Annotated in this window: 29 protein-coding genes; 18 read left to right on the forward strand and 11 right to left on the reverse strand. The window is 53.3% G+C overall.

Annotated features, from left to right (window positions below):
* Window positions 1–3: 3 nt before the first annotated feature.
* Both rsd and IE090_RS12495 read left to right on the forward strand, forming a co-directional pair.
* Complete coding sequence (rsd, locus tag IE090_RS12490; RefSeq protein ID WP_189388721.1) at window positions 4–477, forward strand: sigma D regulator; 474 nt, start codon at window positions 4–6, stop codon at window positions 475–477.
* Window positions 478–500: 23 nt separating this feature from the next.
* On the forward strand, window positions 501–1,466 hold the full coding sequence (locus IE090_RS12495; protein WP_189388722.1) for a WD40 repeat domain-containing protein: 966 nt from the start codon (window positions 501–503) through the stop codon (window positions 1,464–1,466).
* A gap of 7 nt (window positions 1,467–1,473) precedes the next feature.
* Here the strand turns inward: IE090_RS12495 and IE090_RS12500 are convergent, their stop codons facing one another.
* Window positions 1,474–1,917: a DUF4124 domain-containing protein gene (locus IE090_RS12500; protein WP_189388723.1), complete on the reverse strand. Its 444-nt coding sequence runs from the start codon at window positions 1,915–1,917 to the stop codon at window positions 1,474–1,476.
* Between the two features lie 128 nt (window positions 1,918–2,045).
* Between IE090_RS12500 and IE090_RS12505 the strand changes: the two genes are divergently transcribed.
* Window positions 2,046–2,819: a nucleotide-binding protein gene (locus tag IE090_RS12505; RefSeq protein WP_189388724.1), complete on the forward strand. Its 774-nt coding sequence runs from the start codon at window positions 2,046–2,048 to the stop codon at window positions 2,817–2,819.
* An 85-nt stretch (window positions 2,820–2,904) separates the two neighbouring features.
* Window positions 2,905–4,143, forward strand: a complete 1,239-nt coding sequence (locus IE090_RS12510; RefSeq protein ID WP_189388725.1) for a hypothetical protein — start codon at window positions 2,905–2,907, stop codon at window positions 4,141–4,143.
* Here IE090_RS12510 and IE090_RS12515 read toward each other — a convergent pair.
* Window positions 4,123–4,596, reverse strand: a complete 474-nt coding sequence (locus tag IE090_RS12515; protein ID WP_189388726.1) for a DUF2390 domain-containing protein — start codon at window positions 4,594–4,596, stop codon at window positions 4,123–4,125. The genes IE090_RS12510 and IE090_RS12515 overlap by 21 nt on opposite strands.
* 19 nt (window positions 4,597–4,615) lie before the next feature.
* On the opposite strand from IE090_RS12515, the gene IE090_RS12520 reads away from it, so the two are divergent.
* Window positions 4,616–6,511, forward strand: a complete 1,896-nt coding sequence (locus IE090_RS12520) for an ATP-binding cassette domain-containing protein (protein WP_189388727.1) — start codon at window positions 4,616–4,618, stop codon at window positions 6,509–6,511.
* Between the two features lie 57 nt (window positions 6,512–6,568).
* On the opposite strand, the gene IE090_RS12525 is transcribed toward IE090_RS12520, so the two are convergent.
* A complete protein-coding gene (locus IE090_RS12525) occupies window positions 6,569–7,885 on the reverse strand; it encodes a Na+/H+ antiporter NhaC family protein (protein WP_189388728.1) in 1,317 nt (438 codons plus the stop codon).
* A gap of 219 nt (window positions 7,886–8,104) precedes the next feature.
* Between IE090_RS12525 and IE090_RS12530 the strand changes: the two genes are divergently transcribed.
* Complete coding sequence (locus IE090_RS12530; RefSeq protein WP_189388729.1) at window positions 8,105–8,578, forward strand: Dps family protein; 474 nt, start codon at window positions 8,105–8,107, stop codon at window positions 8,576–8,578.
* Between the two features lie 132 nt (window positions 8,579–8,710).
* Here IE090_RS12530 and IE090_RS12535 read toward each other — a convergent pair whose 3' ends face one another.
* The 7 genes from IE090_RS12535 to IE090_RS12570 form a co-directional block, all read right to left on the reverse strand.
* Entirely contained in the window at window positions 8,711–9,136 is a 426-nt protein-coding gene (locus tag IE090_RS12535) for an NUDIX hydrolase (protein WP_189388730.1), read from the reverse strand.
* A gap of 11 nt (window positions 9,137–9,147) precedes the next feature.
* Entirely contained in the window at window positions 9,148–9,654 is a 507-nt protein-coding gene (locus tag IE090_RS12540) for a GNAT family N-acetyltransferase (protein ID WP_189388731.1), read from the reverse strand.
* A gap of 378 nt (window positions 9,655–10,032) precedes the next feature.
* Entirely contained in the window at window positions 10,033–10,686 is a 654-nt protein-coding gene (locus IE090_RS12545; protein WP_189388732.1) for an FkbM family methyltransferase, read from the reverse strand.
* A 479-nt stretch (window positions 10,687–11,165) separates the two neighbouring features.
* Window positions 11,166–11,552, reverse strand: coding sequence for a DoxX-like family protein (locus IE090_RS12555; protein WP_229815755.1), 387 nt, complete (start codon window positions 11,550–11,552; stop codon window positions 11,166–11,168).
* Complete coding sequence (locus IE090_RS12560; RefSeq protein WP_189388734.1) at window positions 11,545–11,976, reverse strand: thiol-disulfide oxidoreductase DCC family protein; 432 nt, start codon at window positions 11,974–11,976, stop codon at window positions 11,545–11,547. The genes IE090_RS12555 and IE090_RS12560 overlap by 8 nt, the downstream gene beginning before the upstream one ends.
* A 106-nt stretch (window positions 11,977–12,082) precedes the next feature.
* The gene (locus IE090_RS12565; RefSeq protein WP_189388735.1) at window positions 12,083–12,556 is read right to left on the reverse strand and encodes a DTW domain-containing protein; all 474 of its coding nucleotides are present in this window, start codon (window positions 12,554–12,556) and stop codon (window positions 12,083–12,085) included.
* 104 nt (window positions 12,557–12,660) lie between these two features.
* A complete protein-coding gene (locus IE090_RS12570) occupies window positions 12,661–13,398 on the reverse strand; it encodes a hypothetical protein (protein ID WP_189388736.1) in 738 nt (245 codons plus the stop codon).
* A 308-nt stretch (window positions 13,399–13,706) separates the two neighbouring features.
* Between IE090_RS12570 and IE090_RS12575 the strand changes: the two genes are divergently transcribed.
* From IE090_RS12575 to IE090_RS12585, 3 genes are read left to right on the forward strand one after another with little or no spacing between them, the layout of a single operon-like run.
* Window positions 13,707–14,348 (forward strand): TetR/AcrR family transcriptional regulator, encoded by a 642-nt coding sequence (locus tag IE090_RS12575; RefSeq protein ID WP_189388737.1) that lies wholly within the window; start codon window positions 13,707–13,709, stop codon window positions 14,346–14,348.
* A 2-nt stretch (window positions 14,349–14,350) separates the two neighbouring features.
* Window positions 14,351–16,240, forward strand: a complete 1,890-nt coding sequence (locus IE090_RS12580) for an MFS transporter (protein WP_189388738.1) — start codon at window positions 14,351–14,353, stop codon at window positions 16,238–16,240.
* Between the two features lie 36 nt (window positions 16,241–16,276).
* Window positions 16,277–16,459 carry a hypothetical protein gene (locus IE090_RS12585; protein WP_189388739.1) on the forward strand — a complete coding sequence of 61 codons (183 nt, stop codon included), beginning with the start codon at window positions 16,277–16,279 and terminating at the stop codon, window positions 16,457–16,459.
* Window positions 16,460–16,510: 51 nt separating this feature from the next.
* Here the strand turns inward: IE090_RS12585 and IE090_RS12590 are convergent, their stop codons facing one another.
* The gene (locus IE090_RS12590; RefSeq protein WP_189388740.1) at window positions 16,511–16,762 is read right to left on the reverse strand and encodes a DUF1145 domain-containing protein; all 252 of its coding nucleotides are present in this window, start codon (window positions 16,760–16,762) and stop codon (window positions 16,511–16,513) included.
* 149 nt (window positions 16,763–16,911) lie between these two features.
* On the opposite strand from IE090_RS12590, the gene ubiE reads away from it, so the two are divergent.
* The 9 genes from ubiE to tatC all read left to right on the forward strand — a co-directional run bounded on the left by ubiE (window position 16,912) and on the right by tatC (window position 22,476).
* Window positions 16,912–17,670, forward strand: a complete 759-nt coding sequence (ubiE, locus tag IE090_RS12595) for a bifunctional demethylmenaquinone methyltransferase/2-methoxy-6-polyprenyl-1,4-benzoquinol methylase UbiE (RefSeq protein ID WP_189388741.1) — start codon at window positions 16,912–16,914, stop codon at window positions 17,668–17,670.
* A complete protein-coding gene (locus tag IE090_RS12600; protein WP_189388742.1) occupies window positions 17,670–18,299 on the forward strand; it encodes a ubiquinone biosynthesis accessory factor UbiJ in 630 nt (209 codons plus the stop codon). Before ubiE ends, IE090_RS12600 begins: the two co-directional genes overlap by 1 nt.
* A 2-nt stretch (window positions 18,300–18,301) precedes the next feature.
* Window positions 18,302–19,957 (forward strand): ubiquinone biosynthesis regulatory protein kinase UbiB, encoded by a 1,656-nt coding sequence (gene ubiB / locus IE090_RS12605; protein WP_189388743.1) that lies wholly within the window; start codon window positions 18,302–18,304, stop codon window positions 19,955–19,957.
* A gap of 80 nt (window positions 19,958–20,037) precedes the next feature.
* On the forward strand, window positions 20,038–20,418 hold the full coding sequence (gene hisI, locus IE090_RS12610) for a phosphoribosyl-AMP cyclohydrolase (protein ID WP_189388744.1): 381 nt from the start codon (window positions 20,038–20,040) through the stop codon (window positions 20,416–20,418).
* Between the two features lie 36 nt (window positions 20,419–20,454).
* On the forward strand, window positions 20,455–20,787 hold the full coding sequence (locus tag IE090_RS12615; protein WP_189388745.1) for a phosphoribosyl-ATP diphosphatase: 333 nt from the start codon (window positions 20,455–20,457) through the stop codon (window positions 20,785–20,787).
* Window positions 20,788–20,813: 26 nt separating this feature from the next.
* Window positions 20,814–21,146 carry a histidine triad nucleotide-binding protein gene (locus IE090_RS12620; protein ID WP_189388746.1) on the forward strand — a complete coding sequence of 111 codons (333 nt, stop codon included), beginning with the start codon at window positions 20,814–20,816 and terminating at the stop codon, window positions 21,144–21,146.
* A 27-nt stretch (window positions 21,147–21,173) separates the two neighbouring features.
* Entirely contained in the window at window positions 21,174–21,431 is a 258-nt protein-coding gene (gene tatA, locus IE090_RS12625; RefSeq protein ID WP_189388747.1) for a Sec-independent protein translocase subunit TatA, read from the forward strand.
* Window positions 21,431–21,724 (forward strand): Sec-independent protein translocase protein TatB, encoded by a 294-nt coding sequence (gene tatB / locus IE090_RS12630; protein WP_189388748.1) that lies wholly within the window; start codon window positions 21,431–21,433, stop codon window positions 21,722–21,724. Before tatA ends, tatB begins: the two co-directional genes overlap by 1 nt.
* The gene (gene tatC, locus IE090_RS12635) at window positions 21,721–22,476 is read left to right on the forward strand and encodes a twin-arginine translocase subunit TatC (RefSeq protein ID WP_189388749.1); all 756 of its coding nucleotides are present in this window, start codon (window positions 21,721–21,723) and stop codon (window positions 22,474–22,476) included. Before tatB ends, tatC begins: the two co-directional genes overlap by 4 nt.
* Window positions 22,477–22,506: the final 30 nt, after the last annotated feature.

Consider the following 22,506-nt stretch of genomic DNA (forward strand, 5'->3'; position numbering starts at 1 on the left):
GTTATGTTAGAGAACTGCAAAACTGCACAAGAACGCTGGGGCGGTGTTCATCGCTTAATCGACAAGTGGCTGAATGATCGTAAACAGCTGATCGTTCAGTACTACGCACTGAGCTCATGCCAGCCATTGGCCAATGACTATAATCTAGGAGAGGCCGTCAGTCGTTTGTGTGAGGCCATGGTCGATTATTGCTCTGTGGGTCACTTTGAAATATATGAGCAACTGATCAACGAAGCCAAAGAATATGATGATGGCGGCTTAGATTTGGCGCGTGAGTTGGTACCTCGCCTAGATCAGCTGACCACTCGCTGCGTCGACTTTAACGATGTCTACGATCAGCATTGCGGCTTAGAAGATTTGGCTAAATTGCCCGCTGACTTATCCAGCATTGGTGAAGCGCTGGAAGAGCGGTTCGAGTTAGAAGATCAACTGATCGAAAAGCTGCATAACATTCACCGTGAGCTGGCTACAGAGTAGTCAGTTAAAGCAACGGAACCTCTATGCCTGACAACCGCTTTGCCCTGCTTTGCTGTCTCACTCTCAGTGTGTTGCTGAGTGGTTGTGAACAGGGCAAGGCCCCTAGCAGCAGCCGAGAGGTCGCGCGTCAGGGCGCTTATAGCATGCAGTTTTCCCATAGTGGTCAACATGTAATGGTGGGGAGCTTGCACCACGGCGGCAGCTTATGGAGCCTAGCGCCGTTTGAGCGCCGCTACGACTGGAATCATATGGCCGAGGGCTATAGCAACCTCACCAGTTTGGCTTTTTCTCCACAAGACCAATACGTCGCCACTACAGATTTACGCACCATTGTGTTGTGGCAATTAGAAAACGGTGAGGCAGTCTGGTTTTGGAATGCGCCAGGCGACATCGAAGACATTGCCTTGGGTCCGAATGGCGACTTTGCTCTGCTGGCCATGCAGGACTACACCGCCACCCTGTTTGACAGCAAAAACGGTGGCATTTTGCGCCGCTTAGCCCATGACGGCATCGTCTATGACGTCAGCCTCAGCAGCAATGGCCTGCTTGCGGCCAGCGCCAGTGATGACTTAACCGCCAAGGTGTGGAATCTGCAAAACGGCGAGCAATTACAATCCTTCGAGCATGCTAACCAAGTGCGCACGGCGGAGCTATCCGCCAAAGGTGACGTCCTGTTTACCTCAGCCATGAGCAGCTCGGGCAAATTATGGGATGTACGCAGTGGTCAGCTGCTGCACAAGCTGGGTAATACCCGTGGCTATTTCAGCGCGGCACGCTTTGATGACAATGGCCGCCAGCTCTTAACGGGTACCACATCTGGTTTGATTAGCCTGTGGGATGTCAGCAGCGGCAAACTGGTACAGCAATGGCATGCCGAGCAGCGCGATAGCTGGGTTAACAAAAGCGTAGTCATTGAAGACGTTGCCTTTATCGCGGGAGGTTACCGCGCCGCCGGAGCCAACGGCTTAGTGTTTGAATTGCAAAAGTGAACCTGCACTACTGAATTTGCTGGAGCTGCTCGTTGCGCTCGTTCATCAGGTTTTGCACATCCTTGGCTTTATCCATCATGTCTTTAACGCCTTCCGGGTCTACCGTCATCGGCAGTGGCATGGTTTTTTCAGGCTTCAGCTCTTCTTCTTTGTCTTTTTCTGGCTCTTTTTTTGCCACAACAACGGGCTGCAAAATATTAGCGGCGGTATCAACACTCACAGCCTTTGCCTGCACACCCTCGGGCGGCTCATCGCCAAAATGCCACTGGCCGTTGTCATCCTGCCATTTATAAAAGGTTTGCCGCGTTTGCTCGGTGGAAATAACGTCACGCATCACAGGTGTGCCGTCGCTGCCCATATTCAAATAACGACTCATTAAATACGGCCCCATCAACGCACCGCCCAATAACAGCACCATAAACCCGATACGAAACTTGGTTCTTGTTTTCACTTTTTCTATCCATGATTACCACCTTGGCGCAGTATAACCTAAGCTTTGGTGACAAAAACCCGTGCATGTTCTCCGTGTCAGCCATGCTGGGTAGCGGCCACAGGACGTATAACAGCGCATGAATGCTTATGACTGAGCCCAGCAACTCCACCATTTTTCGCCCCCAGGCACGCGTTGTGGGCTATACCGCGCCCATTCGAGTCATGGTGGCCAATGCCAAGGGCGGATGTGGCAAAACCACCTTGGCGACCAACCTCGCTAGCTATTTCGCCCAGCAACACCAGACCGCGCTTATCGATTACGACCCGCAAGCCTCGGCGATGGACTGGCTCAAAGTGCGCAGCCCTTATTTACCCAACATTGAAGGTGTGGCGGCGTTTAAAAAACATCAGCCGCATGTATCCACTCGCACTTGGAGCTTGCGCGTAGCTGCCAACACCAGCCGAGTGGTGATTGATACGCCCGCTGGCCTGCATAGCAATGAGCTGAGTGACATGATTCAACATGCCGATGTGTTGCTGATTCCGGTGATTCCTTCCGCCATCGACATTCGTGCTGCCACCCGCTTCATTAGTGACGTCATGCTGTCGCGGCCTTATCGACTCAACCCGCGCCCAATAGCAGTGGTGGCCAACCGAGTACGCAAGAATACGCTTATTTATTCCAAGCTGGAGCGCTTCTTAAACAGCCTGCAAATTCCCTTTGTTACTTCCCTCCGCGATACCCAGTTTTATGTGCGGGCCAGCGAGCACGGCTCAGGCATTGTTGATTTGGACGATGCCCGCGAGCGCGATGGGCAAGACTGGTCACCTCTACTCGACTGGCTCGACAGCATCACTTGCCAGTTAACCGCCGCCAACGATGAACATAAAGCGTTGTCGTCTGCCCCTAGGCAGGAATAACCTAGCGCCGTAAACTCAGCACTTCTCTGCAACGCCCAACGGCATTGCACGAATGCGTTCAATGACAGGATTGAGGTATCACTTTATGGCCGCCGCAAAAAAGACGACCGCCAAAAAAACTGCTGCGAGAAAAACACCGGCGCGCAAAGCCAAAGCGGCCGCACTGACCCCCGTGCAGCAGCTAGAAAAGGACATCGCCACGCTGCAAACCAAGCTCGAAAAAGCCCGCGCCAAGCAGCTGAGTGATACAGAAAAAGCGGTGCAAAAAGCGGAAACGGCGAAGAAGCGCGCCGCCGAAAAAGTAAAAAAAGCCACCGAAGCGCGTAAAAAAGCCAGCGCCAAATGGAAAGAGCGCAAAACCGCAGCCGTCGAGCGCCAGTTGGATAACGCACGAGCCCGCTTGGAGCTGGCCAAAACAGAAAAAGACGCCGCGCAACAAGTACTGGTTGATGCCAAAGCTGAGCTCGCTACTTTGAAAGCGGAAGAAAAGCAGCGCCTCGCTATTGCCAAAGCCGTCGCAGCGGCCGAAAAGCAGCTCAACCGCAGCGCGAAAAAGGCCCCGGTGCGCAAAGCTAAAGCCCCAGTAAGCAAAACCACAGCCGCCAAGCCAGCCAGCGCAACGAAGAAAACAGCGGCGGCGAAGCCTGCCACGAAAGCGGCAGCGAAACCCACGACCGCCAAGGCCTCTAAAACAGCCGCAGCAAAAAAATCCACCAGCAAAGCGGCAGTGAGTAAAGCCGCCGCCAAGACCACAACCAGCAGCAAAAAAGCACCGGCGAAAAAAACCGCAGCCAAGACCACGGCCAGCAGCAAGGCCGCCAGCGCCAGCAAATCAGCAGCGAGCAGCAGCAAAAAAGCGCCGGCAAAGAAAACCACCGCCAACAAAGCAGCAAGCACAGCACCCGCCAGCAAAACCACCGCTGCAAAGAAGACCAGCGCGGCTAAAAAGCCAGCCAAACCGGCAGCAAAGAAAACCACCCAACCAACGCCAGCGGCTCAACCAAACAATGAGCCAGACACAGCGCCAGCGGTAGAGCCTGCTCTGACTAAGCCAGAGCAACCGCCAACGGCTCAGCCCGCGGCAACCATGCCAGAGCAGCCAGAGACACATGCCGCAGAAACGCCGTCCGAAACCCAAACGCCAGCACCGGTGAGCGTCGATCAGCCGGCAAGCAGCCCCGTCGATAACGGCACACCCGCTCAGGTGGAGCAGCCCAGTTCAACCCCAGCCGAGCCAGAGCAGCCGGCAGAAAACCCAGCGAGCCCGAATAGCGATAAGGGCGCCAGCGGCTCTGTCTTCAGCCTATTTGGCGACGACGAGTAACTCCGCTATGCGTTCGGCTGCCAGCGCATCCTCAGCGCGGCAGTCGGCTTGCCAGGGCTGCCCGAGGGCAGTGCTGGCTGGCTCTGGCGAAGGTTGTTGAGGCTGCTCCTGCAGCCATTGCCACAAATACGCCAGCCCCTGCTGCTCGGCTTCGATTTCCACTTGCTGCAAGCTTGCCCGCAGCGGCACTTGTTTATCTAACTGGCCACGCAAACGGCGCAGCGGCCAAATCATTTGCTCTCGCCAGTGCCAGTAATGCCGCGGCACCTCCGTGCTGGGCCAGCCTTGCTCGTTGCGCTGCAGCCATAACATCAGCAGCAGCAACAGCACATCGGCCTGGTGTTCATTCTGCAGTTGCAGCAAGCGCACACGCACGGCCTCATCGTTATAAATGTGCAGCGCAAACTGCCACAGTGGGTTATCCAGCGTATCTGTGGCACACTTCGGCGGCATTTTTTTCATCTCCACGGTTATGATCGAATTTAATCAGGTTACCCTGCTGCGCGGCGTGCAAACATTGCTCGATGGCGCCAGCTTACGCATTCACGATGGCCAAAAGCTGGCCTTAATCGGCGCCAACGGTGCCGGCAAATCCAGCTTGTTTGCCTTGCTCAATGGCGAGCTCAGCCTCGATGGTGGCGATTTGTTGCTGCCCAGTAAATGGCGAATTGCCCATATGGCCCAGGAGGTCGAAGCCAGCGAGCGCAGCGCGATCGATTACGCCATTGACGGTGACCAGGATTATCGCCGCATCGAGCAAGGCATCGCCAACGCCAGCGATGACAATGAGCTGGCCAAATGGCTCGACCAGATGGACCACCATCAGGGCTATGAAGTCACGCCAAGGGCCGAGCAACTGTTACATGGCTTGGGCTTTAGCCAAAGCGACCTGCAACGCCCCGTCAAAGACTTTTCGGGTGGCTGGCGTATTCGCTTGAATCTGGCTCAGGCCTTGATGATGCCCTCTGATTTGCTGCTGCTCGATGAGCCTACCAACCACTTGGACTTAGAAGCCACCGTCTGGTTGGAACAGTGGTTAAAGAACTACCGCGGTACCTTGCTGTTTATTTCTCACGACCGCGATTTTATCGACGGCGTCGCCGACCATATTGTGCACTTGCACCAGCAAGCGCTGACGGTTTATCCGGGCAACTATTCTGCCTACGAGCGCATTCGTGCGGAAAAACTCGCACAGCAGCAAACCCTGTATGAAAAACAGCAAACACGCGTGGCAGAAATTGAAAAATTTGTCGCCCGCTTTCGTGCCAAGGCCAGCAAAGCCAAGCAAGCTCAAAGCCGGTTAAAAGAGCTGCAGCGCATGGAGCTGATCGCCCCAGCCCATGTCGATTCACCTTTCCGGTTTGAATTCCCCTGCTACGAAAAGATGTCGAGCCCGCTGCTGGCCATTGATCACGCCAGCCTCGGCTACGATGGCACAGCCATCTTGCCAGAGTGCAAATTATCGTTAGAGCCGGGCCATCGCATAGGTTTACTGGGTCCTAATGGTGCGGGTAAATCGACCCTACTTAAGACTCTGTGCCAAGAAATTCCTATGCTCAGCGGTGAGCGCAGCGAAGGCGAGCACCTGCGCTTGGGCTATTTTGCCCAGCACCAGCTGGAATCCCTCGATACCAGCGCCTCTGGCGTGACCATTTTGCAACGTCTTAAGCCCCAGGCCAGTGAACAGGAAATTCGTAATTTTCTCGGCGGCTTTGGTTTTCACGGCGATAAAGCGCTGGAAGTCATTGCGCCGTTTTCCGGCGGCGAAAAAGCCCGTATGGCGCTGGCCTGTGTGGCTTGGCAAACGCCGAATCTGCTGATTCTCGATGAGCCGACCAACCATTTGGATATCGAGATGCGCGAGGCCCTCACCTTAGCGCTGCAAAACTTCGCCGGCGCCATTGTCATCGTTAGCCACGATCGCCATTTGCTTAAAGCCACGGTGGACGAATACTGGCTGGTCGACCATGGCCAGGTGCAAGCCTTTGACGGCGACCTGGATGACTATCACCACTATATGCAGCAGCGTGATCAAGCCGCCAATAGTGACGCCACGGCAGAGGGCAATGCAGCGACAGCAGCCAAAGCTCCCAGCGTCGATCGCAAAGAGCAAAAACGCCTGGAGGCTGAACGCCGACAGCGACTAGCGCCGATCCGCAAGCAACAGCAAGCGGCTGAAAAGCAGATGGAAAAACTCAGCAGCCGGTTGGCCGATATTGAGTCACAGCTGGCCGATAACGGCCTGTACGACGCTGAACGCAAGGATGAACTCAATCATTTGCTGCAAGAGCAAGGGCAGATTAAGGGCGAGCTGGAAGAAGTGGAAATGCAGTGGATGGAGCTGACCGAGCAGTTAGAGGCGGAATAATTGCACTTAATTCCCCAGCCCTATAACAGGGCTGGGGGATTCTCGACAACAGCCGCCTTAAGCTTCCTTCCCTCGCGGCCAGCCAACCATCACAGATATCAACGCCATCAGGCCCAATAACCAGCAGTACACCACGGTGGTCACCAGCTGCAGTGGCGACACACCTGCAATCGACGCCGCCAACAGCATTTGCGCGCCATAGGGCAAGATGCCCTGCACCACACAAGAAACGATGTCCATCAAGCTGGCGCTGCGCTTAGGGTCGACGCCGTAGCGCTCGGCAATGTCCTTGGCCAGAGAGCCTGAGATTAAAATCGCCACGGTATTATTGGCCGTACAGGCGTTAGATAATGCCACCGCTAAGCTGATGCTCAGCTCACCGGCACGACGATGGGCCTTGGGCTGCTCGCTGCTACGACTTAAGCGGTCAATCATATTCGCCAGCCAGGCCAAGCCACCACCGGCCTTCATCATGGCGCCAAGACCACCGATCAGCAGAGATAAAATCAGAATTTCCTGCATGCCGGTGTAGCCGGCATAAATGTCTTTCGACCATTGAGTAATGCTGTAATCGGCCACCTGGGTCAAGCCAACCACGCCCGCCAATACAATGCCGGTTAGCAGTACTACCAGCACATTGAGGCCAGATACCGCCAACATCAGCACCGCCAAATACGGCAGCACTTTAATAAAGCTGGCGTCTTCACCTGGCGTGACCTGAGTATCACTGCCCTGGAAGAACAGCCATACCAGCGTCAACAGCGCCGCCGGCAATGCGATACGCAAGTTCAGGCGGAACTTATCCGCCATCGAACAGCCTTGGGTGCGCGTCGCAGCAATGGTGGTGTCAGAAATAATCGATAAGTTATCGCCAAACATGGCACCGCCCATCACGGTCCCCACGGTGAGCAACAACGGCAAGTCTGTGGCTTCGGTCAGACCCACAGCAATGGGAGCCACAGCAGCGATGGTGCCCATGGAGGTGCCCATGGCGGTGGCCATAAAGGCCGTCATCACAAACAAGCCGGGCAGTAACAGCGAGGAAGGAATCACGCTCAAGCCCCAGTTCACGGTGGCATCCACCCCGCCCACGGCCTTGGCAACGCTGGCAAAACCGCCGGCCAGCAAGAAGATCAGTAACATGGTCACTAAGGTGTGATCACCACAGCCTTTAACGAAGGTGTCGACCCGAGCATTGATGCTGCCGCGACCGAGCAGCAATGCCAAAATCACCGCCGGCAAAATCGCTACCGGGGCCGAGATTTCATAAAAAGCAAACTCAACACCAGCAGCCTGATGATACAAACCACTGCCGATAAACAGCGCCAAAAACAGCAGCATGGGCAACAACGCCCAAGGGGATCGCTCAACCATGACCGGCCTCTCCATAAAAAGCGCCGTATTTTACGGGTTCGCATGCGGCTGAATAATACTTTTTTGTTATTTGCTTGGAAGCCTTAGCTATGGCGGCTCGCAGTAAAGCAAGCGGCGATTTATTTAGACAATCGCTTCTATTGATATAACTCACTGGGCATTTCGTGCCCAACCTGTTTTTATAGAAGTGAATTCAACGGCAGCACAAGGAGCAGTCGAATGACTAAGACATTTATTGGATTGAAGCAAGAAGACGCCCAAGCACTGGCGCAACAACTCAACCAGCTGCTGGCCAACTACCAAATTTTGTACATGAACGTGCGCGGTTTTCACTGGAACATCAAAGGTGAAAACTTCTTCGAGCTGCACGTTAAATTTGAAGAGCTGTACAACGACCTATTGCTCAAGGTCGACGAAGTGGCCGAGCGCATTCTGACCTTGGGCCAACAACCCAGCCATGCGTTTAGCGATTACATTGAAGCGTCCGCCATCAAAGAACGCAAAAACGTCAGCGATGGCCGCACAGCCGTAGAGAGCATTGTTGAAGGCTTGGCCCAACTGGTTGGCCAACAGCGCGCTGTTTTGGCCAGTGCTTCCGACGCAGACGATGAAGGTACCGCTGCGCTGATGAGTGATTACATCTCCCAGCAAGAAAAACTGCTATGGATGTATCGCTCTTACCTGGGCCACTAAGCCCAGCAGTAGGACTTGCCCCCTTGCCTGACTTACAAGCCGCCTGCGGGCGGCTTTTTCGTTCGTGGATAAAAAATATCCGCTGCTGTGCGTTAAAGCGGGAGCCATAACCAGGCAAATAACCAAGCAGGGCTAGCTATTTATCACTTTCAGAGCACCCTGTTTTAGCAACTTTTGCAGTTTATTAACGGCCGTTTCTGGTTGCACATTAATGACTCCCAACTTTGCAATATCAACCCACTGGGGTGTGTAGGCGTTGCTTGCGGATTGCTTTAGCTTTTCAGGACCATTACCTAATTCAATCTTGCTAGGTGCCGTGCCTACCAAGAAGTAGCTCTCTTTGCGACCGGCATTGAATTGTTCGAATGCAAGGCTAACGCTTTCCGCCATCAAGCTGGTTTCTTCTTCAACTTCTCGAACAACAGCTTGTTCAGCAGTTTCACCTGGCTCAATGCCCCCACCAGGAAACACCCAATACTCACGGCCATCTTTTATGCGATGAATCAGCAGTATTTGTTGGCATTCATTCAGTATCAGCGCACAGGCTCTTGGCTTCATATAACGCGACCTTATACAGCTGCCTGCTGAGCCAGCAGCAGGTGCATTTTTAAACTTTGGGCTTTATCGCCATTAGGTAATGTCACTTCCTCTCCTGTGCCAACGTAGTGAAAACCAAAGGCTTCATAGAGTTTTCTGGCGGCGATATTCGACTCATAGACTTCAAGCTTGAGCGCTTGGTAAGCAAAGCGCTTGCTATCCGCAATAACACGCTCTAATAGCTTTTTGCCAATGCCTTGGCCTCTAAAATCACGGTGGACTTGGGCACCCAAAAAACCAATATCTGTGCCTTCTTGCCCACACATAGAGCCAGGAAAAGCCTCAACACTGGCTATTACTTTACCATCTGATAAGGCCACAAAGTTTGGAATTTCAAGCTTCTCAACTTTGCCAAGTACCGATAACACTTTCTCTTTAGGCGGTGGCGGACTTCTGAGATAAGCCCCCTCTTCAAATACGCCTTGCCAAAGAGCAACAAAGCTCTCTAAATCGTCTTGTTTGATTCTTCTTATTTCCATATTAGTCTCGAAATCACGGTGCTTGCGTTATATGTATTAACCGTTGTGGCTGAAAACCACGAGTCTCTTCTCGGGTATCACCATTAAAACAGCCTCATGTTTGCACGAATAGTACGAACCTGCGGCTCGTCCACTCTCTACGATTTCATCGTACTAGGAGTCAGCGATACTCCCACCGCACAGCAGCTGATATGACCAATCTTCTGCTCTGCGCCAGCCATCTCTGGGCGTTTTCTTTCACTTAACATAAACATGGAATCCACTAGAAAAGCCAGAACACGACAGCCATTCTGAGTCCCTTATTCGCTTGAGGGAAAGTATACCGCATACCGGAGTTCTGAGCTTAAGCTCTGACCTCCGGTAATAGAACAAACGCAGCTATAACCCCAAGCAATTATTATCACGATAAAAAATAGTGGTACGGTCTGGGCTATAGCCCGCCGGTTTTAGCCCTTCTATGTTTAAGTGGCGAAAGCCTTTAAGGCGTAAGTATTCGAAGGCCTCTGAATATCGCGTTCGCAATGAGTCGTCCAAAATAATGACGCCCGTTTCCGATAAGCACTCGGCGCTTTGCTTGATGCAGTTCACTCGGTCTCTACCATCAACGACGACCACATCAAACACCTGACCGGTGTCATGAATGGCGCGGCAGTATGCGCCATTAACGTCTTTTTCTTTAAACAGCAGCTTAACATTGGCAGGTGCGCTGTCAGCCACACGCTGTAGCCATGCCTGGTTGTACTCTAACGAAATAACGTCTCGAACCAGCTGTGCGTAAAATGCCGTTGAGTAGCCGCTGCCATATTCGAACAGGTGCAGATGTTTATGTAGCCGCTCTTTTAGAAAGTTCACGACCGGGTAGTTCATCCATGGAACCTCGACACCTTCGGCGTCGCATGGGCAGCCACGTTTTAGTGACTCAACCCACCCTGTTAAATATAAATAGGAACGACGGTTAAACGCCAATTTACGCAGCAGTGTTAAGCGCCAGAATTTTTTACGTAGCAGTGCTTTGATGTCTCGTTTTTTCATCGCTCAATCTCACGCCGACAGCAACCAGCGAAATACTTAGGAAGTACTGAAGCAGTGCTGGTTCTCTGGGTTTACTGGCAGTCGATGTACCGCCCTAAAGAAGCCTCTGAGCCGTTCGATACCACTCTTAACAAGAGCTGCAGGCCATCAGATCCAGGGGCTACAACAATCAATGCCGCCCCCTTGTCCTGCAAGCACCGAACGGCTCAGAGACGGCGTTAGATTAGCGCGGGTTAAGCTGAGCTTAAATGTGACATATGTCATTAAGACAATCACAGATGCTTATACCCCAAGCAAAGCGCTTGGGCCGATTTTTGCTCTTGGGCCGACTTTTGCTCTTGGGCCGACTTTTGCTCTTGGGCCGACTTTTGCTATAGCTGGCTAGAGCAGCAAACCGGCTTCGTGATCTGGAGCCCTCTGACGATCCAGAGCGTGCACCGGATTATTCAGAGGTGCCCTTAGTTTTATACGTTTCGCTATCAGGTTGACTGCTCATGCTGAAGTTGTAGCGTCAGCCAAGCTAAGGCCATCACGGCAATATTGGTAGTCACAGGGTTAAAAGCACCGAGGGCCAGTTGCGGCTGCACCAGCAAAACAAACGTCAATAACACAGGCATCGCTGCCAAGGTTAACCAAAGAGGCCAGCGCTGTCGCCAAAACACCAGCATGCACAGGGCCATGACGATTTCAGCGATGCCCGCCAGTTGCGCAGCATTGACTGCTTCTGCGTGTGACATGCCCAGTGCCATATTCATCGCCAACTCATCTTTATGCTGGCTTAGCAGTTTTGGTACCAGGCCATGGTAGAACCAGATAAAGGCCAGGGTTACACGGCAGATCGCATAACTGCTGCGTGTGCTATTCACCCCAAAACCTCGCATTGTGATCTTTGCTGGGCAGTACGCAGGCCTCTAAACGGCCAAACAAGCGGTAGCGATTTAGAGCAATGCGATCATATAGCCAATTGCGCAGTGGGCCGGGAATTAACCAAGTTACGCACAGCAGCGGCCAAGGCCAGGGCAAACGGCGCATCACACGTAAAAAGGCCGTCGACTGAATGTAGGCTTTGTCGCCTTCAATCAGCACCATGGTGTCGTAGTGGCTGGTAGGCAAACCGAAGTGTTGCAGCAATGCCTGGCCCTGCGGCGACTGCACCGTCGCTAATTTAAACTGGTGCTGACGATCAAAGCGAATCAAAAACCGCGCCCAGGCGGAGCACAGCCGACAAACACCATCAAATAATACGACTCTTTCCTGCGGGCCAAGCGCTGGGGTTGGCGATGTTTGCATGGGTGTAATCACCTCTAATGACTGGCGGGATAAGCAAGCCAAGGCAGACAAAAATACTGTCTCTCACCAAACAGTATCGCACGCACACTGTTGTTGAGAAAATCAGTTATCGCCGACCCTCGCCAGCAATAAACTCCGCCAACCGCTGCTGCAAACGCTCAGCGTTCAGTTGCTCGTTATTGGCGTTTAACAGTTCAATAACACTTTCAGCCGTGCATAAACCACCGTCGACTTGATTACGTCGCAAGCGAAACATAGAAGGCTGTAAAGCACTGATGGCGATTTTATCTAATTTATGTAGATACGGGCTGCGGTTATAGATTTTTCTGGCTTGCTGCCAGGTGCCATCTAACACAATGTAATGCCGGTAGGATTTAGCCGTTGCCAACGGTTGGCTTTTTTCGCCGGGAAACAACAGCGCCGCCTCGCCTTGCTCAATTTGCTCTAATAACCAAGGATCTGGCCGAGTGCGCTCCCACACCACTAGCCGCGCACGCTCTCCCAGCTCCTCTGTCACCAGTACGCCGGTATTGGTGCCTTTGCTGAGCTCACAGCTATGGGTAAGCAATATGATAGTCATGGAATGGCGTATCTGGCTGCTTTAAATCTTGTGATAGAAAGATAAGGATCAGTTTTTAAATAGAATTCGAGGTGGTGAGCCAAACACCACCCCAAATCACTGGCTTAGTTGGAGCGCTTGGTAAAAGTGCTTCCTTCACTGTCAGCAGAAACATCCATCGATGAGATTTCATCGTAAACCAAGTGAATAGTGGACTCTTCTCCTATCCTAGCCCAGCCAACGGTGCCATACACTTGTACGTTGGCATTCGATTTATCGCTGGTCAACCAAGGAACATCGCCATTAACAAACACATTACCGGTGAAGTTTTCCATAAATAGATTGGCAATATTTCCATCTACACAAACAGTGCCCTGGTAGTCGTAGAGATGCACACCATGGTGTTCAGCTGTTGGCTTCACCCGATACAAATTGACCTCGTTACCGTCAATAATTGCGGTGCCTTCTATCAGCTCTGCTCCTGAGCACAACTGCTTGGCAGACTCGTAAGTGGCTACGTTCGCACCCGGTTGCTCCGGCTCTTCTGGCGTATCATCGCCGTCAGTATTGCCCTCATCCACCACAGGATCAGTGGTACTGGTGTCGTCATCGCTAGAAGAACTTCCGCCGCCACCACCGCATGCCGATGTCATTGCAACCAAAAGCGACAGTATTAGTAGATTTGATTTTTGCATGAAAGTATTCCCTCTTTCGTTAGTTTTGCTGTCCAGAATTAGCAGCCATAGCGATGCTATCGCAAACATCCCCATGGATAAAATCAGCCGTCGACCAATTGCTAACAGCGTGTGCCAGATCACAAGACAAAATGAAGCGAGAGGGCTTGGATCGTCCGCTAAAAGCATACGAACTGCTGACTCTCGACATTAGCTCATCAACCCTCGAAAACGGCGCCAACTATAAAGCAAACTCGCCACAGCCATCAGCCCTGCCAACCAGCCATAACCGCACATCGCAACTATGGCAGCCAAAGCCATGCTGGTGCGCGGCCCGTGTCGTTCTAATCGTGAGCGCGTCGAAGTTTGTGGTTTCATGCTGACCTCCTCCGTGTGGCATCGGCCACAAAATATGAACACCGTTCAAAATACACTTGCATTATGAACACCGTTCACTATAGTTGCAAGCCATTGGATAAAGCATTGGAGTAAACAACATGGCACGGCGCAAAGATCACACCCACGAGCAAATACGCTCACTGGCCATTGAAGCCGTGCTGGCACATTTACAGCAGGCACCGGCCAGCGATATGAGCTTGCGCAAACTGGCACAGCAGTTGGGCTATTCACCCGGCACCTTGATCAACGTTTTTGGTAGCTACGACTTGCTACTACTCAGCGTCAACGCCCACACCCTAGATCAGTTAGCGGCGCACTTGCCCAGCGCCGATTTGGCGTCAACAGAGCCAACAGAGTTAGCAACGCTAGAGCACACACACCTTCGGCTGTTGGCACTGGCCTCTGCTTACCTCGACTTTGCCCGCCAACATCGCTATCAATGGCAGCTGCTGTTTGATCATCGTTTGCCGGAAGATGAGGCTCTGCCAGTATGGCAGCAGCAACGCATCAGTGATTTATTTGCGCAACTGGAGGCTTTGCTCGCCGCTTGCTCACCTCGGGCCAGCGCCGGCGAGTGCCAACGTGCGGCCCGCACATTGTGGGCATCGGTACATGGCATCTGTGTTCTGTCACTGAGTGAAAAGCTGTTTACCAGCGAAGTAGATGATGGCCCAGCCATGCTGGCATCGTTAATTCAGCATTACATCAGCGCCTGGCATCAGGCCCACAAGGAGTGTTAATCATGAGCGAGCACAGCCAGTTTACCCTGCTCGGCAAACGCCGTTTTTTGCCCTATTTCCTCACTCAGGCTTTGGGTGCCTTCAACGACAATTTATACAAGAATGCGTTATTGCTGCTGATCGCCTTTGGTGGCATTACCAGCCAAGACAACAGTGCTTTGCTGACTAATTTGGCAGCCGGCATCTTTATTTTGCCATTCTTTTTATTTTCACCGATTGCTGGCCAAATTGCCGATAAAACCGAAAAATCCGTGTTGATCCGCTGGGTAAAGCGTTTAGAGCTGGTCATTATGCTATTAGCAGCCTGGTGCATCATTAGCGGCAATATCTGGGGCATGATGTTGCTGTTGTTTTTAATGGGTTTGCAGTCGGCCATTTTTGGGCCGATAAAATTTGCGTTATTGCCACAACACCTGCAAAGCGAAGAACTGGTAGGCGGCAATGCGCTAGTAGGTATGGGCACCTTTGTGGCGATTTTAGCCGGTACCATTGGCGCCGGCTTTTTATTCAGCTTTGCCGACAAAGAAGTCTGGCTCGCCATCGCTGTGGTTGCTTTTGCCTTAGCAGGCGTGGCCGCCAGTCAGTTTATTCCCACCGCTCCGGCCAATGACCCGAAGCTGCGTATTAATTGGAACCCTTTAACTGAGTTGGTAAACACCCTTAAGCAGGCGCGTCATAACCGTGCCGTTTTTTTGGCCATTGTCGCCATCAGCTGGTTTTGGTTTATGGGGGCCAGCTATCTGACTCAGTTCCCGAATTTTTCCCGTGACTACCTAGGTGGCTCAACTGAGCTGGTCACTGTGCTGCTGACGTTGTTTTCGTTAGGCGTTGCTGGCGGCTCGTTATTATGTGAGCGCTTGTCGGGTCATAAGGTCGAGCTGGGCATTGTGCCGATTGGCTCACTGGGCATGAGTATTTTTGGCATAGATTTATGGTTTGCCATCGACCAGTTAGAAGTCACTGCCAACATGAGTGCGATGGCGTTTATCAGCCATCCAAGCAACTGGCGCTTAATGATCGACATTGCCCTGGTCAGCGCCTCCGGTGGTTTATTTGTGGTGCCACTGCAAGCATTGATTCAGCAACGCAGTGACGATAAAAACCGCGCACAAATCATTGCTGCCAACAATGTATTGAATGCCTTGTTTATGGTGGCCAGCGCTGCCATTGGCATTTTGCTATTGGGTGTCATGCAGCTGTCGATTGGCGATTATTTTTTAATTCTTGCGCTGATGAACATTGCCGTGGCGGCTTATGTTTATACCCGTGTGCCGGAGTTTGCCCTGCGCTTTATGATTTGGCTGCTCAGTCATACGCTGTACCGTGTGAGCCATAAGGGGCTGGACAATATTCCCGAGCACGGGCCAGCGGTATTGGTGTGCAACCATGTGAGTTACGTTGATGCGCTATTAATTGCCGGGACTTATCAGCGTCCAATTCGCTTCGTAATGGACCGCGGCATTGCCCAAATGCCAGGCCTAAAGACCTTTTTTAAACTCGCCAAAACCATTCCCATTTGCTCACCCAAAGCCGATGCCGCAACCTATGAACGGGCATTTGCACGCATCAAAGAAGAACTCAATGCTGGCGAGCTGGTATGTATTTTCCCCGAAGGCAAGCTCACTCAAGATGGCAACATCGACGAGTTTAAAAAAGGCATTGAGCGCATCGTCGCGGAAACGCCCGTGCCTGTGGTGCCCATGGCCTTAACCGGCCTGTGGGGCAGTTTTTTCAGCCACAAAGACGGCCATGCTTTAACCACACGCCCCAAACGCTTTTGGTCAAAAGTTGGCTTGCAAGCCGGGCCAGCCATTGCTCCTGAGCAGGTCAAAGCCGATGCGCTGCGTGAAACTGTGCTGGCGTTAGCAGCCCAGAGTAAGCAGCCAATCTAAACTGTGCCTTTGAACCCCCTGGGTCTGGAGATCCGTATGAAATTGATTGCCATCTTAATCACTGCCGCCGCCATCAGCGCCTGTAGCCCTAGCGAAGAACAGGAAAAAACCGACCTGCTCAAAGGCCAGCGCGAGGCGCTGGAAAAGGCCAAACAGGTCGAAGGCTTATTGCAAGAGGCTGATGAAAAACGTCGCCAGCAGCTAGAGCAAGATCAATAAGGCACCTCGGAATAGTTCGGCGCCCACACTGGGTCACAACAGGGCTCTAGGTCACGAAGCCGGCCGAATAAAGCGCTGCAAATGAAAAATGCCAAATACAAAAACCTGCAGCGCATCTAGCCCCGGTTGCTGGCTGTGCTGTTTTAGCCCCAGCCAGAAGTACGCCACTTCCAGCGCATGAATGGCCGCCACCAACACGGCAAAGGGAGGCAGCCAGGCCAACCAACCGTCCCATCCTTGTAGCCAAGCCAAAGCGGCCAGCAGCCAAAACAGCAAGGTGGCGATTTTATTGAGTACAATCACAACGTGCTCCTGTCGTCATATGATGCACGCCAGCTTACCCCAGTCACCTTTATTGCACAGGTCCGTTACTGCCGCAGCGCAAGACTTTCCCCATCAGGGTCGCTAAAATGCCGGATCATTCAGACTTTCCCAGCACAGCGGAGTGCCCGATGTCAGAGCAGCCTAAAGACGATACCACCCACTTTGGCTACCAAACGATCGAAGCCGAAAAGAAGCAAGCCATGGTGGCCGATGTATTCCATTCGGTAGCGAGCAAATACGATCTGATGAACGACTTAATGTCGTTTGGCATTCACCGCTTATGGAAGCGCTTTACCATTGATATGAGCGGTGTGCGCCCAGGCAACAGCGTGCTCGACTTAGCCGGCGGCACCGGTGATTTAACCAAAAAGTTCTCTCGCATTGTCGGCCCCAGCGGTCGTGTGGTGCTGGCCGATATCAACTCGTCGATGCTCAATGTTGGCCGCGATCGCCTGACCGACCAGGGCTATGTCGGCAACATCGAATATGTGCAAGCCAACGCCGAGTGCTTGCCCTTTGAAGACAACAGCTTCGATGTCATTACCATCGCCTTTGGCCTGCGCAACGTCACCGATAAAGACGCGGCCCTGCGCTCGATGGCACGGGTGTTAAAGCCAGGTGGTCGCTTGTTGGTATTGGAGTTCTCTAAGCCTACCAACCCGCTGATGAGCAAAGCCTACGATCTGTATTCGTTCTCGGCATTGCCGATGATGGGCAAGATAGTCGCCGGCGATAGCGACAGCTATCAATATTTGGCGGAGTCCATTCGCATGCACCCGGATCAAGAAACCCTGAAAACCATGATGGAAGAAGCCGGTCTGGTGCGCTGCAGCTATCACAACATGACCAGCGGCGTGGTGGCCCTGCACCGTGGAGTCAAACCCTAATGAGCAGCGTGTTGCAGGCTGGGCTACTGCCGGTTGAACACAGCATCAATGCGCTGCTGCGCCAAGACCCAGCCAGCTTGCTGGCGCTGGCGCCACTGCAAGGCCGCTTGGTGGCGCTGCAACTGACCGAGCTGCCGTTTGTCATCGGTATTCGCTTATTTGACGACGGCATTAGCTTGTCAGGGGCGGCTGACCAGGCCGATGGCGGCTTGCACGGCTCCATCAGTGATTTTCTGCAGCTCGCCAGCAGTGCCAACAAAGCCAGTGCGCTGATTAACAGCCGCATTCAACTGAGCGGCGATACCGAGCTGGTGCTCGCACTGGCGCGCATCGCCGACCGTTTAGACATCGATTGGGAAGCGTTCGTCAGCCCAGTCACCGGCGGCTTGCTGGCCCACCAGCTGGGCAAAGGCGTGCGTAGCCTGCTGCGTTGGGGGCAGGATACCGCCCGCACCAACCGCATGGCCGTCAGCGATTATCTGCAAGACGAAGCACGCGTCATCGTGCACTGCCAAGAGCTGGAGCAGTTTGCCAGCAGCGTCGACCAACTGCGCCTCGACAGCGACCGCTTAGAGGCCAAACTGCAACAACTCGCACAACAACGCCAACAACAGCGCACTAAGGACTGACTATGGCCAACTGGTGGCGCCTGTGGAAAATTCTGTTTGTTTTTACCAAATACCGCCTCGATAGCCTGGTGCCGCTGCAGCAGCTACCGCTGTCGCTGCGCATTTTGCTGTGGCTAGCGCCCTGGCGCCTGAATCCAGTGCCCTCCAAATACAGCCGCGGTGCTCGCCTGCGCCTGGCACTGGAAGCATTAGGGCCAATTTTTGTGAAGTTCGGCCAGATTCTCTCAACCCGACCGGACTTAATCCCAGATGACATCGTGCAAGAGCTGCGGCGCTTGCAGGACGACGTGCCGCCCTTTCCTGAGGCTGAAGCCATTGCCCTGATCGAAGATCAGCTGGGGCAATCCGTCGCGACGCTATTTGCGGAGTTCTCCCCGCGCCCGCTGGCCTCCGCCTCCATTGCCCAGGTGCACGCCGCCCGTCTGCATCCGCTGAGCAGCAGTGATGCTGGCCAAGAGGTGGTGGTCAAAGTGGTGCGCCCCGGCATTGAAAACACCATTGAGCGTGACTTACAGCTGTTAGAAACCATGGCGCGGCTGCTGGTGAAATACTCCGCCGAAGGCCGACGCTTAAAGCCGCTGGAAGTGGTCGAAGACTATCGCCATACCATTTACGGCGAGCTCGATCTGCAAATTGAAGCGTCCAATGCCACCCAGCTGAAGCGCAATTTTCAGGATTCTGAGCTGCTGTACATGCCCGATGTTTACTGGGAGTACACCCGCAGCAAGGTCATGGTGAGCGAGCGCATTTATGGCATTCCCGTGGCCGATGTCGATGCCTTGAATGCGCAAAACACCAATATGAAGGTGCTGGCCGAGCGTGGCGTCGAGATTTTCTTTACCCAAGTGTTTCGTGACAGCTTCTTTCATGCCGATATGCACCCGGGCAATATTTTTGTCTCGCGCCATAACCCACAGCAGCCGCAATACATTGCCATCGATTGCGGCATTGTCGGCAGTCTGACCGAAGAAGATCAAAACTACCTGGCGATGAACTTGCTGGCGTTTTTAAACCAGGATTACCACCAGGTGGCGCAGCTGCACATCGACTCGGGCTGGGTACCGCCCAGCACCAAGGTGCATGAGTTTGCTGCTGCTATTCGCAGCGTGTGCGAGCCGATTTTCGACAAACCCCTGGCCGAGATCTCCTTTGGTCAGGTGCTGATTCAACTGTTCAGTACCGCGCGGCGCTTCAACATGGAAGTGCAGCCGCAGTTGGTGCTGCTGCAGAAAACCCTGCTCAACATCGAAGGCCTAGGCCGCCAGCTGTATCCGCAGCTGGATTTATGGACCACCGCCAAACCCTTTTTAGAGCGCTGGATGCGCGACCGCTTCGGCCCCAAGGCAGCCTGGCGCGAGCTCAAACGCCAACTACCCGGCTGGATCGAAAAGGGGCCGCAAATTCCCGGGCTGGTGCATGGCGCCCTGAGCCGCATCAACCATATGGACGAGCAACAACAGGCACTGCAAAGTGAGCTGATGGCCCTGAGGCAAGATTTGGCCCGCCAGCGCCAGCTTAAGCGCCAGCAAACCTTGGGCCTGGCCGGCCTGATCAGCGGTGGCTTTTTATGGTGGCATGCGCCCTTGTTGGGCTTGCCTGATATAGCCGGTCTCATTATTGCGGCCTGTGGCCTGGCATGGCTGGCACTCAACACCTGATTGCTTTCCCGCCCCACGCCCATGCGGTATGCTGCGTCGTCCGGCAATAAGCGCCTAGCGGCACAGACACGAGGAACGGTATGAGCGACTGGCTGGATCAAGTAAAGTGGGACGAAAACGGTTTGATACCGGCCATCGCCCAAGATCACCAAAGTGGCCGTATTTTGATGATGGCGTGGATGAACCGCGAAGCACTGCAGCTAACGGTGCAGGAGCAGCGCGCCATTTATTATTCGCGCTCGCGCCAACAGCTATGGCGCAAAGGCGAAAGCTCCGGCCATGTGCAACAGCTGCACGAAGTTCGCCTCGACTGCGATGCCGATGTAATCGTCCTGCAAGTCGAGCAAAAAGGCGGCATTGCCTGCCATACTGGCCGCGAAAGCTGCTTTTATCGCGTCTATGAAAATGGCCAGTGGCGCACCGTGGATGAGGTCATTAAAGACCCCAGTGAGATTTACTGAGCCTAACGGCCATAAGTTAACGAAACTGAAACAGCTATGAGCAATATTCTTCCGGCTCTGGGCGATATCCTAGAGCAACGCAAGCACGCCGAGGCCGATTCTTCCTATGTTGCTAGCCTGTACGCTAAAGGGCTGAACAAGATTCTAGAAAAAGTCGGTGAAGAAGCCACAGAAGCCATTTTGGCGGCCAAAGATGCCGAACACAGTGGCGATAACCAGGATCTGATCTACGAAACGGCCGACCTGTGGTTTCATTCGCTGGTGGCCCTCGCCCATTTGGGCGAACGTCCTGAGGCAGTGTTGCAGGAGTTGGCGCGACGCTTCAATATCTCTGGATTGGATGAAAAAGCAGCGCGCCAAACTGATTGAGCGGATTCAACAGCGATGGAGGCCGTATGAGCGATTGCCTGTTTTGTAAAATTGTTGCCGGCGAAATTCCCGCCCGCATCACTTATGAAGATGAGCTATTACTGGCCTTTCACGACATCGCCCCTAAGGCCGATACGCATTTGCTGGTGATTCCTAAACAGCACATTGAAAACCTGAATGACCTCAGCGCCGATGATGCTGAGCTCATGAGCCATCTGATGCTAAAGCTGCCGGTGATCGCTCGCCAACAGCAACTCAATGGCTTTCGCACCATCGCCAATACCGGCAAGGACAGCGGTCAGGAAGTGTTCCACATGCACTTTCACATTCTCGGCGGCGAGCAGCTGCCCGGATTTTGAATCAATACGAATAAAATGAGGTAATCCATGCTCGGTGGTATCAGTATCTGGCAACTTCTGATCGTGCTGGCCATTGTCATCATGATTTTTGGCACCAAAAAACTGCGCAGTTTAGGTGGCGATTTGGGCGGAGCCGTCAAAGGCTTTAAAAAAGCCCTCAACGAAGACGAAAAGAAAGACGACGAGCAGGCCGAGAGCAACGACCCGCTGAAAACCCTGCCGAAGGAGGACTCTCAGGTGCAGGATGCTGACTTCAGCAAAACCAAGGACAAAGACAAACACTGATGTTCGATATCGGTTTTTTGGAGCTGATGGTGGTCGCCATCATCGGCTTATTGGTGCTGGGGCCTGAACGCCTGCCGCAAGCGGCGCGCACGGCGGGCTTGTTTTTGGGCCGCATACGCCGCTCTTTAAACAACATTCAGGACGACCTAGAGCGCCAAGTGCGTACCGAAGAGCTGCGCGAAAAGCTCAAAGACCCATACGCCACTTTCCTTGATGACGATGTCAGCGAGCCGGCCAAGCCGACGCCGAAAGCCGAGCCCCAGCGCTCTGAACAAGACGATAAGCCCTCATGACCCAGGACCAAGAGCAGCCTTTAATTGCCCATCTGGTTGAACTGCGCAACCGCCTGCTAAAAGCGATTTTGGCGGTGTTGCTGTTGTTTCTTAGCCTATTTTATTTCGCCAATGATCTGTACTTGATTCTGGTGGAGCCCTTGTCGAGCCTTTTGCCCGACAGCAAGAATATGATCGCCACCGGCGTTGCCTCGCCGTTTTTGGTGCCGTTTAAAATGACGCTGGTGCTGGCGGTGCTGTTGGCTGTGCCTTACATTCTGCATCAGATCTGGGCGTTTATCTCGCCGGGCCTGTATCAGCACGAAAAGCGCTTTGCGATTCCGCTGCTGATCTCCAGCATCGTGTTGTTTTACAGCGGCATCGCCTTTGCCTATTTCGTGGTGTTGCCACTGGCATTTGCGTTTTTTACCGCTGCAGGGCCTGAGGGCATTTCCTTTTTGCCCGACATCAGCAACATCTTGAACTTCATCCTGAAGATCTTTTTCGCCTTTGGCATCGCCTTTGAAATTCCCATTGCCACCTTCTTGATGGTGCTGACGGGCATCACCACGGTGGAGTCTCTGCGCGCCAAGCGGCCCTATATTTTTGTCGGCTGCTTTGTGGTCGGCATGTTGGTAACGCCGCCAGATGTGATCTCACAAACCATTTTGGCCGTGCCCATGTGGCTGCTGTTTGAAATCGGGGTGCTGTTTGCCAGCCTGATTAAAGCGCGCGAAGCCGATGCCGAAAGCGAAGAACAGGACGCCGCCTAAGCCCTAAACGCGAAGTACCAAACAGGGCTT

Origin of the sequence: Bacterioplanes sanyensis (assembly GCF_014652515.1) — a bacterium.
GTDB classification, from domain to species: domain Bacteria; phylum Pseudomonadota; class Gammaproteobacteria; order Pseudomonadales; family Oceanobacteraceae; genus Bacterioplanes; species Bacterioplanes sanyensis.